Origin of the sequence: Saccharibacillus brassicae (assembly GCF_006542275.1) — a bacterium.
GTDB lineage: Bacteria > Bacillota > Bacilli > Paenibacillales > Paenibacillaceae > Saccharibacillus > Saccharibacillus brassicae.
In genome coordinates this window covers 1,746,912-1,760,429 of sequence record NZ_CP041217.1, presented here as the reverse complement: position 1 = coordinate 1,760,429, position 13,518 = coordinate 1,746,912, and the positions used below count along the sequence as shown (strand labels likewise).

Annotated in this window: 15 protein-coding genes; 14 read left to right on the top strand and 1 reads right to left on the bottom strand. The window is 60.5% G+C overall.

Annotated elements, in window-relative coordinates:
• The first annotated feature begins 143 nt into the window (after window positions 1-143).
• Together mmuP and mmuM are read left to right on the top strand one after the other, a co-directional pair.
• On the top strand, window positions 144-1,538 hold the full coding sequence (gene mmuP, locus FFV09_RS07345; RefSeq protein ID WP_141447247.1) for an S-methylmethionine permease: 1,395 nt from the start codon (window positions 144-146) through the stop codon (window positions 1,536-1,538).
• A complete protein-coding gene (mmuM, locus tag FFV09_RS07340; RefSeq protein ID WP_141447246.1) occupies window positions 1,535-2,530 on the top strand; it encodes a homocysteine S-methyltransferase in 996 nt (331 codons plus the stop codon). The genes mmuP and mmuM overlap by 4 nt, the downstream gene beginning before the upstream one ends.
• 468 nt (window positions 2,531-2,998) lie before the next feature.
• Here the strand turns inward: mmuM and FFV09_RS07335 are convergent, their stop codons facing one another.
• Window positions 2,999-3,418, bottom strand: a complete 420-nt coding sequence (locus FFV09_RS07335; protein ID WP_141447245.1) for a chemotaxis protein CheW — start codon at window positions 3,416-3,418, stop codon at window positions 2,999-3,001.
• A gap of 292 nt (window positions 3,419-3,710) precedes the next feature.
• On the opposite strand from FFV09_RS07335, the gene FFV09_RS07330 reads away from it, so the two are divergent.
• From FFV09_RS07330 to FFV09_RS07275, 12 genes are all read left to right on the top strand, one after another.
• On the top strand, window positions 3,711-4,331 hold the full coding sequence (locus FFV09_RS07330; RefSeq protein ID WP_272915086.1) for a lysophospholipid acyltransferase family protein: 621 nt from the start codon (window positions 3,711-3,713) through the stop codon (window positions 4,329-4,331).
• Window positions 4,332-4,479: 148 nt separating this feature from the next.
• Entirely contained in the window at window positions 4,480-5,376 is an 897-nt protein-coding gene (locus FFV09_RS07325) for a DMT family transporter (protein WP_141447243.1), read from the top strand.
• Window positions 5,377-5,661: 285 nt separating this feature from the next.
• Window positions 5,662-7,002 (top strand): hemolysin family protein, encoded by a 1,341-nt coding sequence (locus tag FFV09_RS07320; protein WP_141447242.1) that lies wholly within the window; start codon window positions 5,662-5,664, stop codon window positions 7,000-7,002.
• A 233-nt stretch (window positions 7,003-7,235) separates the two neighbouring features.
• The gene (locus tag FFV09_RS07315) at window positions 7,236-7,496 is read left to right on the top strand and encodes a YqkE family protein (protein WP_141447241.1); all 261 of its coding nucleotides are present in this window, start codon (window positions 7,236-7,238) and stop codon (window positions 7,494-7,496) included.
• A 153-nt stretch (window positions 7,497-7,649) separates the two neighbouring features.
• The gene (locus FFV09_RS07310; RefSeq protein WP_141447240.1) at window positions 7,650-8,855 is read left to right on the top strand and encodes a GTP-binding protein; all 1,206 of its coding nucleotides are present in this window, start codon (window positions 7,650-7,652) and stop codon (window positions 8,853-8,855) included.
• Between the two features lie 61 nt (window positions 8,856-8,916).
• Window positions 8,917-9,186: a 30S ribosomal protein S14 gene (rpsN, locus tag FFV09_RS07305; RefSeq protein WP_141447239.1), complete on the top strand. Its 270-nt coding sequence runs from the start codon at window positions 8,917-8,919 to the stop codon at window positions 9,184-9,186.
• Between the two features lie 142 nt (window positions 9,187-9,328).
• A complete protein-coding gene (gene rpmG / locus FFV09_RS07300) occupies window positions 9,329-9,478 on the top strand; it encodes a 50S ribosomal protein L33 (RefSeq protein ID WP_141447238.1) in 150 nt (49 codons plus the stop codon).
• A 120-nt stretch (window positions 9,479-9,598) separates the two neighbouring features.
• Entirely contained in the window at window positions 9,599-10,312 is a 714-nt protein-coding gene (locus tag FFV09_RS07295; RefSeq protein ID WP_141447237.1) for a metal ABC transporter ATP-binding protein, read from the top strand.
• 5 nt (window positions 10,313-10,317) lie between these two features.
• Window positions 10,318-11,190, top strand: a complete 873-nt coding sequence (locus FFV09_RS07290) for a metal ABC transporter permease (protein ID WP_141447236.1) — start codon at window positions 10,318-10,320, stop codon at window positions 11,188-11,190.
• A 49-nt stretch (window positions 11,191-11,239) separates the two neighbouring features.
• The gene (locus FFV09_RS07285; protein ID WP_246098500.1) at window positions 11,240-12,457 is read left to right on the top strand and encodes a metal ABC transporter substrate-binding protein; all 1,218 of its coding nucleotides are present in this window, start codon (window positions 11,240-11,242) and stop codon (window positions 12,455-12,457) included.
• Window positions 12,458-12,635: 178 nt separating this feature from the next.
• Entirely contained in the window at window positions 12,636-12,830 is a 195-nt protein-coding gene (locus tag FFV09_RS07280; RefSeq protein ID WP_141447235.1) for a YwbE family protein, read from the top strand.
• 142 nt (window positions 12,831-12,972) lie between these two features.
• Window positions 12,973-13,485, top strand: a complete 513-nt coding sequence (locus tag FFV09_RS07275; protein WP_141447234.1) for a GNAT family N-acetyltransferase — start codon at window positions 12,973-12,975, stop codon at window positions 13,483-13,485.
• Window positions 13,486-13,518 lie beyond the last annotated feature (33 nt).

Genomic DNA, 13,518 nt, shown 5'->3' with positions numbered 1-13,518 from the left:
ATAAATAATCGTTGACAGCAGGGAGCGAGCCCGGTATATTGGTTGAAAAATCGGTGGACCCGGCAGGAACAGAAAAGTGTTTCCGAGGCGTCTTCAATACGAAGACGCCTCTTTTGCGTGCGGACCGAAAGGGGCAAATACGGATGGATCAACAAAACGGCGGGAATTTTCAGCGGAAAATGGAAGTTCGGCACGTCGTCATGCTGTCGCTCGGCGGCGTGATCGGAACGGGGCTGTTCCTGAGCTCGGGGTATACGATCCAGCAGGCCGGACCCGTCGGAACGATTCTGTCGTACGCGGTCGGCGCGATCGCCGTCTATCTGGTCATGCTCTGCCTCGGCGAGCTGGCCGTGCAGATGCCGGAGACCGGCGCGTTTCACAGCTATGCCGCCAAATATATCGGGCCTGCCACCGGATACACGGTCGCCTGGCTGTACTGGCTGACCTGGACCGTGGCGCTCGGTTCGGAATTTACCGCGGCGGGGCTGCTGATGCAGCGCTGGTTCCCGGACATCAACGTCTGGATCTGGAGCGCGCTGTTCGCGGCGCTGATCTTCGGTCTGAACGCACTGACCGTGCGGCTGTTCGCGGAGTCGGAGTTCTGGTTCTCGCTCGTCAAAGTGCTGACGATCGTGGCTTTCATCCTGATCGGCGCGGCCGCCGTGTTCGGCATCGTGCCGATGGAAGGGCGCGAGACCGCGCCGCTGCTGTCGAACCTGACGGCGGACGGCTGGTTCCCGAACGGGGCGAGCGCGATCCTGCTGACGATGCTGGCCGTCAATTTCGCTTTTTCCGGCACGGAGCTGATCGGGATCGCGGCGGGCGAGACGGTCGATCCGGCCCGCACCATTCCGAAAGCGATCAAGACGACGCTTGTGCGCCTGATCCTGTTCTTTATCGGCACGATCGTCATCTTGTCGGCGCTGCTGCCGATGAACGAAGCCGGCGTGCTGGAGAGTCCGTTCGTGGCCGTGCTCGACCGGATCGGTATTCCTTACGCGGCGGACGTCATGAACTTCGTCATTTTGACAGCCATTTTGTCCGCGGCGAATTCCGGTCTGTACGCGTCTTCGCGCATGCTCTGGTCGCTGGCGGACAAAGGCACGATCCCGCGTTCGCTCGCCCGCCTGAACAAGCGCGGCATCCCGTTTAACGCGCTGCTGCTGAGCATGGCCGGAGGCGCGTTGGCGCTGCTGTCGAGCATCATCGCGCCGGGAACGGTCTATATCGCGCTCGTCTCGATCTCGGGCCTTGCGGTAGTCGTCGTCTGGATGAGTATCAGCGCTTCGCAGCTCATGTTCCGCCGCGCCTACCTCAAAGCGGGCCATTCGGTTCGCGATCTCGGCTTCCGCACCCCGCTGTACCCGTTCGTGCCGATCGCTTCGTTCCTGCTGTGCCTGCTGTCGTGCATCGGCATCGCGTTCGATCCGACGCAGCGCGTCGCGCTGTACTTCGGCGTTCCGTTTATTCTGCTGTGTTACGCGGCTTATTACCTGACCGCCCGCACCGGGCGTCCCGAAGGAGAGAAACAGTCATGACCGAAGATCCGCAAAAAAAGCATAATCGAACCGACCCGGCCGGAGCGCCACGCCAAGACCCGATCGCGGACCTGCTGAGCCGGCACCCGGTCTTGATCCTCGACGGAGCGATGGCGACGGAACTTGAAGGGCGCGGCTGCGACCTCGACGATCCGCTCTGGTCGGCGCGCGTGCTGCTGGACCATCCCGGGCATATCCGGGACGTCCATGCCGATTACTTCCGCGCCGGCGCGGACTGTGCCATTACGGCGAGCTACCAGGCGACGGTGGAAGGCTTCGCGGCGAGAGGGATCGGGGAAGAGGAGGCGCTCCGGCTCATCCGCCTGACGGTGGAGCTTGCGGCGCAGGCGCGCGACGAGTTCTGGGCCGGCGGCGACCATGGCGATCGGTCCAAGCCGATCGTGGCCGCTTCGGTCGGTCCGTACGGGGCTTATCTGGCGGACGGCTCGGAGTACGTCGGCCATTACGGGGTGAGCGACGAGCGCCTGGCGCAGTTTCATCGGCCGCGCATGCGCGCGCTGATCGAGGCGGGCGCCGACCTGCTCGCGTTCGAGACGATTCCGTCGCTGCAGGAAGCGCTCGTGCTCGCCGATCTGCTGGAAGAATTCCCGGGGACGTTCGCGTGGATGTCGTTCTCGCTGCAAAACGGCCGGCAGATCAGCGAAGGTACGCCGCTTGAGCAGTGCGCGCTTGCGCTTGAGCCGCGGGCGGGCATCGCCGCGATCGGCGTCAACTGCGCGCCGTCTTCGGCAGCGGCCGAAGCGGTCGCCGTGCTGGCCGCGCACACGTCCAAGCCGGTGCTCGTCTATCCGAACTCCGGCGAGTCGTACGACGCCTCGACGAAGACGTGGCACGGCGGCGAGTCCGCGGCCTGCGGCGACATGGCCGACTCGGCGCGCGCCTGGCACGCCGCCGGCGCCCGGCTGATCGGCGGCTGCTGCCGCACGACGCCGGAGCAGATCGCGCGGATCGCGTCGGTCTGGCGCGCTTAGCTTTCATAGCGCCGAACGCGCCGAACGCGCCGAACGTTCCGCTGCACCGCTCGCCGAACGTCCCGAAAAAGGTCGCGAAAAACTTTTTTAAAAAATTTCAAAAAAAGTGATCCAATCCGGAATCCTTTGCGTTTTACCCGGTGAGAGCACCACAGAACAACAACCGGTACGGCCCCATCGCCCGCTTAGATTTTCAACCAACCGTGGGTGCTCTCTTCTCAACTTTCGGCACAGGCCGGTCGATTTCCGCGGCTCGTATCCGCAGCTTCTCTCAACGATACAGCCTATACAACCAGAGCACGTTCACGCTTGTGATTTTCAGCCTACGGCATTTTGACCCATACCTTGTTTATTCGCAGCACTATTCCCCGCTTGCCGGCAGCCGCGGAAACGACGAAAAGCCCCGATTCGCATCGGGGCTTTTTGCTGCGTGCCTATGGCCGGTGCCGCGCCGGGCGGGAACGGAGCCTAGGCTCCGCCTCCGGTCGTGCTGGCGAGCAGCGTGTCCACGTTCAGCACGAGGACGAGCCGGTCGCCGTGTTCGAATACCGACGGCAGGAAACGGCGGCTGGCCGCTTCTTCGTTGTCCGTCAGCGCCGAATCGGGCACGGACGCCGTATCGTCGAGCGAATCGACGAGCAGGGCGACTTTTTCGCGGCGGAGCAGGATGAACTTGTCCGTATCCTGCTGGTCGTCGTGCGAGACGTTCAATTTTTTGCGCAGATTCAGGATCGTATAGATTTCTTCGCGGATCTTGACTACGCCCTCATGCCAATTGGAAGAGAACGGAATCGACGTGCCGGGTTTGGAGTTCTGGATCTCGTCGATCTCGTGAAAAGGAATTCCGTAAGTTTTGTCGGCCAGTTTGAATAAAATAAAGTCGCTCATCGTATACGCCGGTCTCCTTCGTTTGCGGATAGAATCTTTTTGTACCCCTTCCAAAAGAAGGCATGCAAAAGGATTGGCTTACCGTCATTATAGGCGATAAGGCCGCGGCTTTCTACCCGCATTGCGGAAAAGGCGCATGCTTTTTACCGGTGCAGCGCTGTTCAGGAGAGCAAGCGCGTGGTACACTTAACACGTGTCGTCCGTTTTTGCACGGAAAGTACGACGCACGTCAAAATTAGGACCAGATCCTAAGCCCATGAACAAGCGGAATACGGAAGGAGCAGTCGACGTGTTGTATCAACCCCTAGCTAAATTGGCCAGACTTGTACTGCGTGGATTCGGGAAGTTCGAAGTGATCGGAGCGGAGCGGCTGCCGGCAGAAGGCGGCTACGTGATCACCTGCACGCACCGGGGCTGGATCGACGTCATCGCGCTCGGAAGCTCGCTGCTGCCGACCGAAGTCCACTTTATGGCCAAGAAGGAATTGTTCCGAAAAAAGATTGCCGATAAATTTTTGCGCGACATCAACGCTTTTCCGGTAGACCGGGAAAATCCGGGGCCGAGCAGCCTGAAAGTGCCGATTCAACTGCTCAAGCAGGGCAAGACGATCGGGATTTTCCCGTCCGGCACCCGCTCCTCGGAAGACGTGCCGCTCAAGCGCGGCGCGGTGACCATCGCCAAGATGGCGAAAGTGCCTGTCGTTCCCGCGGCCTTCTCCGGTCCGACGACGTTCAAGGGACTGCTGCGCGGCGCGAAGACCCGGATCGTGATCGGCGACCCGATTCCGACCGTGTCGAGCGAGCCGTCGGAAGGCAAAAAAGATCTCGGCGAACTGGTCGACCGGCTGGCTCTGGCCATGAATACGCTGGAGACCGGGCTGGAGCGCCTGGACAAAGGCCACGCGCCGGAATAACGGCAAGGCCGCGGACAAGACCGCGAACAAGCTGCACCCCAACTTCATCACATCGACAACGGGAAAAGCGAAGGAAGTGCCTGCGCGGCGCGATCAACGCTTTTTCCGTTTTTGCCGATAAAATCACACAACGAGGAGTCATACATCCATGAAAACTTTAACCGGACCGCAGCGTCTCGGCATGATCGCCGCGCTCGTCCTGATCTGGGGCGTCTCCTGGTCGATCTACAAAGTCGCGCTCGACTACACGCCGCCGCTGCTGTTCGCGGGTCTGCGCACGCTGATCGGCGGACTGCTGCTGATGCTGTTCCTGCTGCCCAAGCGCAGCCGTATCCGCTGGAAAGAAAACCGCAAAGTCTATCTCGTCTCGGCGCTGCTTAATGTCGTGCTGTTCTACGGCCTGCAGACGATCGGCCTGCTCTATATGCCGTCGGGGTTGTTCACCGTGCTCGTCTATTTGCAGCCGGTGCTCGTCGGACTGCTCGCCTGGGTCTGGCTGAACGAGCGGATGAATCCGCTCAAAGCGGTCGGGCTGCTGCTCGGATTCCTGGGCGTGATCTCGGTCAGTCTGGGCGGATTCTCCGGCCATGTCGCCGTGATCGGCGTCGTGCTCGCTATCGCGACCGCGATCAGCTGGGCGTTTGGAACCGTCTTTATCAAAAAAGCGGGTACGTCCGTCGACTCGCTCTGGCTCGTGGCGTTCCAGTGTACGCTTGGCGGAATCGTGCTGACGCTGTCCGGTTCGCTGACCGAAAGCTGGAGCGATATCGTCTGGAACGGCGCTTATTGGACCGGCCTGCTGTTCGGCGTCTTCTTCGGGATTGCGCTGTCGTGGATTCTGTACATCACGCTGACCCAGGCCGGAGAAGCGAGTCAGGTCGCGTCCTATACGTTCCTCGTGCCGCTGCTGTCGGTGCTGATCGGAACGCTTGCGCTGCATGAGCCGTTCAGCCGCTTCCTGCTGCTTGGCCTCGTGCTGATCGGAACCGGAATCTATCTGGTCAACCGCAAGGTGAAGCCCAAGCCGGCCGTTTTGGCCGGATAGCCGCCAGCTCCCGTCAACCCGCACTCTCCGAAGCCGCGAAGGCGCGATCGGTTGAAACTTTCCTGTAACCGGGAACGTTCGGCCGGCCGCGCCCCGCGGCTTTTTGCGCTGCCTGAACAGTCGAACGATCGCCGTTTGGCTTCAAGCGGATGACCGCGCGATACGATGTGTAAAAATGGGTATATAAATACGACAACGACGCGGTTCGCGCAGGACCGACGAATGCCGTGAAGGAGGTGTTCCCCGCTTCGGTTCGCCGCGTGCGGCCGGAGGCGGGGGAACAGTGTGGAAATCGTAAATATATTAATCGTCATTTTGCTTATCGTGCTCACGGCCTTTTTTGTCGCATCCGAATATTCGATTATCCGGGTGCGCGTCTCGCGTATCAACCAGCTCGCGGAGCAGGGCAGCAAAAACGCGCAGGCCGTCAAACGCATCTTGTCGCGGCTCGACGAATTTCTGTCCGCCAGCCAGCTCGGCACGACGCTGACGTCGCTTGCGCTCGGCTGGCTGGGCGAATCGACGGTGGAAGAACTGCTGGCGCCGGCGTTCGTCTGGCTGCATATCCCGGAATCGGCCACAGGCGTGCTCTCGTTCCTGCTGGCGTTCCTGATCCTGACCTATTTCGAAGTGCTGATCGGGGAGCTGGTACCCAAAACGATCGCGATTCAGGTCGCCGAGCCGCTCGCGCTTGCGCTGGCCCGCCCGCTTATCGCGTTCTACCGCCTTACGTACCCGTTCAACTGGGTGCTCAGCCGTTCGTCGCGCGTCATCAGCGGGTTGTTCGGGCTGAAGCCGCTGACCGAAGGCGAAGCCGCGCAGAGTGAAGCCGAACTGCGCCTGGCGCTGTCGGAAGGCTTCAAGAGCGGAGAGATTACGCCGACCGAATACCGCTATCTCAACAACGTGTTCGATTTCGACGAGCGCGACGCGCAGGAGATCATGGTGCCGCGTACCGAGATTCGGCATATTCCGCAGCAGGCGGACGTGCGGGATCTGGTGGCGCTGATCGAACCGAAAGCGTACAGCCTCGTGCCGGTATCGCTGGACGGGGACAAAGACCATATCGTCGGCATGGTGAACGTCAAGCAGGTGCTGAGCGATTACGTGCGCAGCGGCGGCGGGCAGTCCAAGCCGATCGCGGCGTATATCCGTCCGGTCATCCAGGTAATCGAGACGGTGCGGGCGCGCGACCTGCTCGGGCGGATGCAGAAGGAAGGTATTCATATGGCAGTGCTGATGGACGAATACGGCGGCACGTCGGGATTGGTCACGCTCGAAGACCTGCTGGAAGAAATCGTGGGCGATATTCCGTCCAGTTCTTCGCCGGACGGCGAAGGGACGCCGACGCCGCTCATCCGCGAAGACGGGGACGGGCGGTTCCGGCTCGGTTCGAACGCGCTGCTGCACGACGTGAACCGGACGCTCGGCACCGATATCGATTCGGAGGAAGTGTACACGATCGGCGGCTGGCTGCTGTCGGCCAAGTTCGATCTCAAGCCGGGCGATACGCTGCACGAATCGGGCTGGGACTGGAAAATTCTCGATATGCGGGACGGCCGGATCGGACAGATCGAAGCGGTGCGCGCGTTCGGGCGGGACGGGGAAGAACGGCTGACGGATTGAGAGATTTGTGGATAAAAAAACCTGTTAATTGGAAAAAAGGAGCAAGCTTTCAACAGGTTGGGGGTAACTTGCCGATTATTGGGGATAAAGTTGTGGAAAAGCGCGGCATAACTTGTGCATAGCCAGCAAGTTATACACAGGGCTGCCGGGTTCCTTTCCCGCGGCATGAGCCGTATAATAAAGAGATACAGGTTCCTTCCGCAGGAACCGCGATCACGAGGGAGGAAAACAACATGGCTGCCAAGAAAAAACAGCCGGCCGCCCGTCCGGCACCTTCGGACAAGCCGGCTACGCTCAAAGATATGCTGAACCCCGAAGTGCTGGCGAAGCTGCAGGCCCAGGCGAACGAACTCAAGGCAACGGAAGAAGAACGGCGCCAGACCGAGCAGCGTCAGGCGCTCGAAGCGAAGCAGGCCGAACGCAAACGGCTGGAGAACGATTTCGAATATTTGCTCGGCCAGAGCGAAGGCAAGAAGATCAACAAGTTCGATTGATCGGCAGTTCTTGATCCGCAGCCCGGTTCGCGCCGGGTTTTTTGTCGTTTCCGGATTTCTTTTTCCCATAGAACGTTGACAGGGTGGCAAAAAGAGGCGTATAGTACGATTTGTTAATCGTAATAATTACTATTTGTTCGAGGAGCGGTACACATGCCTAGCGAGAAGATTCCCGTTACCGTCCTGTGCGGTTATTTGGGATCGGGGAAGACTACCCTGCTTAATCATATCCTTCATAACCGACAGGGTCTGAAAGTGGCGGTAATCGTGAACGATATGAGCGAAATCAACGTAGACGCGGGACGGGTGGCGGGCGAAGCCAGCCTGTCGCGCACCGAGGAAAAATTGGTGGAGATGTCGAACGGCTGTATCTGCTGCACGCTGCGAGACGACCTGCTGCGCGAAGTGGAGACGCTTGCGGCCGACGGCCGGTTCGATTACATCCTGATCGAGTCGACGGGGATCAGCGAACCGGTGCCGATCGCGCAGACGTTTACGTATGCGGACGAGACGACCGGTGTCGACCTGACGAACCTGGCGCGGCTGGACTGCATGGTGACCGTCGTGGACGCCTACCGGTTCTGGCACGATTTCGAATCGGGCGAGAGCCTGCTGGCCCGCGGACAGGCGAATGACGAGCACGACCTGCGCGACGTCACGGATCTGCTGATCGACCAGGTGGAGATGTGCGACGTGCTGCTGCTGAACAAGTGCGATCTCGTCGCGGAAAAAGATTTGCAGCGCCTCGAAGGCGTCCTGCGCAAGCTTCAGCCGTCGGCCCGAATCATTCGCACCGTACGCGGCGAAGTCGACCTGGCCGAAGTGCTGAATACGAACCGGTTCGATTTTGAAAAAGCGAGCCTCGCGCCGGGTTGGATTCGCGAACTGCAGCGGGAAGAGCATACGCCGGAAACGGAAGAGTACGGCATCGGCTCGTTCGTCTATCGCCGCCGCCGTCCGTTCCATCCGGAGCGGCTGGCGAACGTGCTGGCCGAATGGCCGGCCGAAATCGTCCGCGCCAAAGGGCTGATGTGGATCGCCGTCGAGCAGGATTGGGCAGCCAACTTCAGCCAGGCGGGGCCTTCGATCCAGTTCGGTCCGGCCGGAAGCTGGCTTGCGGGCCTGCCGGAGAGCGAACGCGCGGAACTGTTCGCCGAGCAGCCGGAACTTGCGGATGGCTGGGACGAACGCAGCGGCGACCGGATCAACGAATTCGTGCTGATCGGGATCGACATGCAGCGCGAAGAAATCGAGCGGGAGCTGGATGCGTGCCTGCTGGGCGAAGAAGAGATGGCGGCGGACTGGAGCGGGTTCGACAATCCGCTGCCGTGGACGGTCGCCGAAGAACTGCCGGTCTGAGGAACGATCGGCCCAATAGAAGCAAACCTACCAAAGCAAACCTACCGAAGGAGAGATAAACATGGCCAAAAAGTCCAAAGTGGTACGTCAGCAGCAGCGCGAGGCGATGGTAGCGAAATACGCCGACCTGCGCCGCGAACTCAAAGCAAAAGGCGATTATGCCGCCCTGCAAAAACTGCCGCGCGATTCGTCGCCGACCCGGCTCAAAAGCCGCTGCGAGATTACGGGCCGTCCGCGCGCTTACCTGCGCAAGTTCAAAGTGTCCCGGATCATGTTCCGCGAATTGGCGCACAAAGGCCAGATTCCGGGCGTCAAAAAAGCGAGCTGGTAACAGCGGGTCACGGCGCGAGCGCTGTTGACAAGAGATCAACGAATCCGTATAATTTCAACTATTCGTAATCATTACGATATTAAGCGGCACAGCATGCAGACCGTTATGCGGCCGCTTTCAAAAAAAGGGGAGGGTTCCGATCATGAGAGTCATCATTACGTTGGCCTGTACCGAATGCGGAGACCGCAACTACACAACGACGAAAAACAAAAGAAATCATCCGGAGCGTCTGGAATTGAAAAAATATTCCCCGCGACTGAAAAAGTATACGATCCATCGGGAAACGCGTTAAAACGAAAATACGCTAAAACGGAAAAACGGAAAAACGGAAAAACGGAAAAACGAAAACCGGAAAGAGGCAAATTTTTTTGCCTCTTTTTAAATCGTAATCATTACGCAAGGGGTGTCCGGCATGATCTTGTCTTCCATGCAAAACGTCGTTTTCGGGTACGGGGAAAAGCCGGTCGTGAACGGGGTATCGCTCGACGTGCACAAAGGCGAATTTTTGGGCATCGTCGGTCCCAACGGCACGGCCAAGACGACAGTGCTCAAAATTTTGCTCGGCCTGCTCAAGCCCTGGAGCGGCAGCGTCGAACTGAACGCGGCCGCGTTCGACGGAGAGAAGCCGGTCATCGGCTACGTGCCGCAGCATGCGGCGGCGTTCAACTCCGGCTTTCCGAGCCGGGTGATCGAATTGGTGCGTTCGGGCTGCCACGCCCGGGCGGGGCTGTTCGGCCGCCTCGGCGCGAAGGAAGAGCGGCTTGTGCGGGGCAGCCTGGAGCAGGTCGGCATGTGGGAGCTGAGAAGCCGCCGGATCGGCGAGCTGTCCGGCGGACAGAAGCAGCGCGTATGTATCGCCCGGGCGCTCGTCCAATGCCCGAACGTCATGATTCTGGACGAACCGACGACCGGCATGGACGTTAACAGCCGCACCGAGCTGTATCGCCTGATGCGGCATCAGGTGCGGCATCACGGCGTCACGGTCGTGATGGTCACGCACGGCCTTGAAGAAGCGGGTCGGTATCTGGACCGGGTCGTTACGCTGGAGCGGTTCGACACGGAATCGGTCGAAGCTTCGCCGCGCCCAAGCGAAGTCTCGACCGGCGACCGCTGGGAAAAGGGGTAACGGTTATGCTGGCTTACGAATTTATGCAGCGCGCTTTTCTGGCGGGAGCGCTGATCGGATTGATCGCGCCGGTGCTCGGCATCTACCTGATGCTGCGCCGTCAGGTGCTGATGGCCGATACGCTGTCGCACGTATCGCTTGCCGGGGTGGCGGCCGGCGCCCTGCTGGGCGTGAATCCTTCCGTCGGAGGCTTTGTCGCGGCGGTCGTCGCGGCGCTGCTGATCGAACGGCTGCGGCGCGGGTACCGCACGTATGCCGAAGTACCGGTCGCGATCATGATGACCGGCGGGCTGGCGCTTGCGGTCGTGCTGATGAGCTTCGGGAAGACGCTGTCCCAGAGCTTCAATGCCTATCTGTTCGGCTCGATCGTGGCCGTCAGCGAGACGCAGCTCTGGTTGATCGGGAGCGCCGCGGTCGCGGGCCTTTTGTTTTTGTTCGTGTTCCGGCGGCCGATGTACGACCTGACTTTCGACGAAGAGACTGCGGGGATCAGCGGGGTGCCGGTGCGCGCGTTATCGATCGCTTTCTCGGTATTGACCGGAATGACGGTGGCCGCCGCCATGCCGATCGTGGGCGTGCTGCTCGTCTCGGCGCTGCTCGTGCTGCCGGCCGCTTTGGCGCTGCGGATCGCGCAAGGTTTTTTGTCGGCCATCTTCATCGCCGTCGTCGTCGGGCTGATCGGCATATTCGGCGGACTGACCGTGTCGTACTTTTACGACATGCCGCCCGGCGGGACGATCGCGCTGATTCTGCTGGCCCTGCTGCTGCTCGGGACGGCGCTGCAAAAAGTCGGGCTTCTGTTCCGGCGGAAACGTCACGGCCGGGTCGGTATTTCAAATACCGGCAGCCGCAAAAAAGAGATTAAACAGATCGTTTGAACGGAGAGGACTGAACAAAAAGATGCAGGCAAAAAGAAATACAAAGAACGTGAAGACCGCAAGCGCCGTCGGCGCTTCGCTGCTGGGTTTGATGTTGGTATTGGGAGGATGCGGGTCGAACGCGGCTGCGCCGGCCGGCACGGCTCCGGCGAACGGGTCGGCGGAGAACGGCGGCACATCCGGGCAGGCCGCCGCGCCGGCGGACAAGCTCAAGGTCGAGGCGAGCTTCTATCCGATGTACGAATTCGCCCGCCAGGTCGGCGGGGATCTCGCGGACGTCGAACTGCTCGTGCCGGCCGGAACCGAGCCGCACGATTGGGAACCGACGCCGAAAGACATCGCCAAGATCTCCGAAGCGGATCTGCTCGTCTATAACGGGGCGGGCATGGAGAGCTGGGTCGATCAGGTGTTGAACGCCACGTCGGGCGACGCGCCGGCGGTCGTGGAAGCGAGCGCGGGAATCGACATTATGGAAGGTTCGGAAGACGAGCATGACCATGAACATGGACACGAACATGACGCGGCGGCCGAAGAAGCCCACGACCACGAACATGACGCGGCAGCCGAAGAAGGCCACGACCACGAGCATGACGCGGCGGCCGAAGAAGCCCACGACCACGAACATGACGCGGCAGCCGAAGAAGGCCACGACCACGAGCATGACGCGGCGGCCGAAGAAGCCCACGACCACGAGCATGACGCGGCGGCCGAAGAGGCCCACGGTCACGACCATGACCACGGCGGACTCGATCCGCACGTCTGGTTGTCGCCGCGTCTGGCGATCGAGGAAGTCCGCGGCATCGAAGCGGCTTTTGCCAAAGCGGACCCAGGCAACGCCGAGCGTTTCAAGAGCAACGCCGACGCTTATGTCGCGAAGCTTGAAGCGCTGGACAAGGAATTCGCGAGCGGCTTCGCGGATACGAAACGCAAAGACTTTATAACGCAGCATGCCGCGTTCGGCTATCTGGCCCGCGATTACGGGCTGACGCAGGTGCCGATCGCGGGACTGTCGCCGGATCAGGAGCCGTCCGCCCAGGAAATGGCGGAGATCGTCGAGTTCGCCAAAGCGAACGACGTCAAGACGATCTTCTTCGAGACGCTCGTGTCTTCCAAAGTCGCCGCCACGATCGCGACCGAGATCGGGGCGAGAACGGCGGTGCTCAATCCGCTCGAAGGCTTGACCGAAGAAGAAACGGCCGCAGGCGCCGACTATTTGTCCGTGATGCGTACCAATTTGCAGCAGCTTCAGAGCGCCCTGAACGAATAGACGGTCCCGTACGATCTTTGACCCGCGCCCGGCCTCCGGACGCGCGGGGAGAAGCTCCTGTCCCGTCGTCGCGCACGCATTCCGCCTTTCGCCCTATCGGCGAAAGGCGTTTTTGCATTTTGGTCCGGCAGGGCGCTATGTTATGATGAAGGAAGCAGACCAAGAAGGAGAGATCGTCATGAACGGAAAGAACCGCTCCAACATTCGGCCGGGCCTCACCGTCGATATCATACTCAAAAAAGACCAGCGGACCGGCGCGCTGACGCGCGGCGTCGTCAAAGATCTGCTGACCAATTCCGCTACCCACCCGCACGGAATCAAGGTTCGCCTGCAGGACGGCCAAGTCGGCCGGGTTCAGCAGATCATCGAATGAATGCCCGGTTCGGCCGGGCCGGCGATTAGAGAAGGAATATTCGCGTTTATATAGTAGAGTAACGGCGTCATCTTCATTAGCTTCCGCCGCAGCGCCGGGCACGTCCGCGGCGGTCGGGATAAGAAGACAGGAGGAACGTAGGATGAGCAGTATGTCTCAGGGTACGGAGCCGAAAGTGGAGCTGAAGTTTTTCCGTCCGGAATACGAAAAAGCTCTGTTCGAGGACTATCAGGTATCCGCGGAGCAGGAGAAATATACCGCGCTGCCGGTCCGGGCCATCCAGTTGTGCAGGGAAGACCGGGATCGCCACCCGATCGTGATTTTGGCGGACAAGAAGCCGGTCGGCTTCTTCGTGCTTCACCGGGGAGACCGGATCAAAAGTGTGACCGAATCTCCGCGCGCGATGCTGGTGCGTTCGATGTCCGTCAATCTTCCCGAACAGGGCAAAGGGTACGCGAAGCAGGCGACAAGCATGCTGCCCAAGTTCGTCAGCAATTATTTCCCCGACATGAACGAGATCGTGCTGGTCGTCAACCAGCACAACGAAGCGGCGCTGCGCGTCTATGAACAGGCCGGCTTCGAAGACCGCGGCCACCGCAAGCAGGGTCCCGTAGGGCCGCAGGTGCTGCTGCACTACCGCATGAACCGGAAGTAAAGGCCAAAAGAACCCCCTGTCCGATCGAGAAGA

Coding starts and splice junctions, on each gene's coding strand:
- FFV09_RS07275 (WP_141447234.1), top strand. CDS start 12,973: ATGAGCAGTATGTCTCAGGGTACGGAGCCGAAAGTGGAGCTGAAGTTT.
- FFV09_RS07290 (WP_141447236.1), top strand. CDS start 10,318: ATGCTGGCTTACGAATTTATGCAGCGCGCTTTTCTGGCGGGAGCGCTG.
- FFV09_RS07280 (WP_141447235.1), top strand. CDS start 12,636: ATGAACGGAAAGAACCGCTCCAACATTCGGCCGGGCCTCACCGTCGAT.
- mmuM (WP_141447246.1), top strand. CDS start 1,535: ATGACCGAAGATCCGCAAAAAAAGCATAATCGAACCGACCCGGCCGGA.
- FFV09_RS07295 (WP_141447237.1), top strand. CDS start 9,599: ATGATCTTGTCTTCCATGCAAAACGTCGTTTTCGGGTACGGGGAAAAG.
- FFV09_RS07310 (WP_141447240.1), top strand. CDS start 7,650: ATGCCTAGCGAGAAGATTCCCGTTACCGTCCTGTGCGGTTATTTGGGA.
- mmuP (WP_141447247.1), top strand. CDS start 144: ATGGATCAACAAAACGGCGGGAATTTTCAGCGGAAAATGGAAGTTCGG.
- FFV09_RS07325 (WP_141447243.1), top strand. CDS start 4,480: ATGAAAACTTTAACCGGACCGCAGCGTCTCGGCATGATCGCCGCGCTC.
- rpsN (WP_141447239.1), top strand. CDS start 8,917: ATGGCCAAAAAGTCCAAAGTGGTACGTCAGCAGCAGCGCGAGGCGATG.
- FFV09_RS07315 (WP_141447241.1), top strand. CDS start 7,236: ATGGCTGCCAAGAAAAAACAGCCGGCCGCCCGTCCGGCACCTTCGGAC.
- rpmG (WP_141447238.1), top strand. CDS start 9,329: ATGAGAGTCATCATTACGTTGGCCTGTACCGAATGCGGAGACCGCAAC.
- FFV09_RS07335 (WP_141447245.1), bottom strand. CDS start 3,418: ATGAGCGACTTTATTTTATTCAAACTGGCCGACAAAACTTACGGAATT.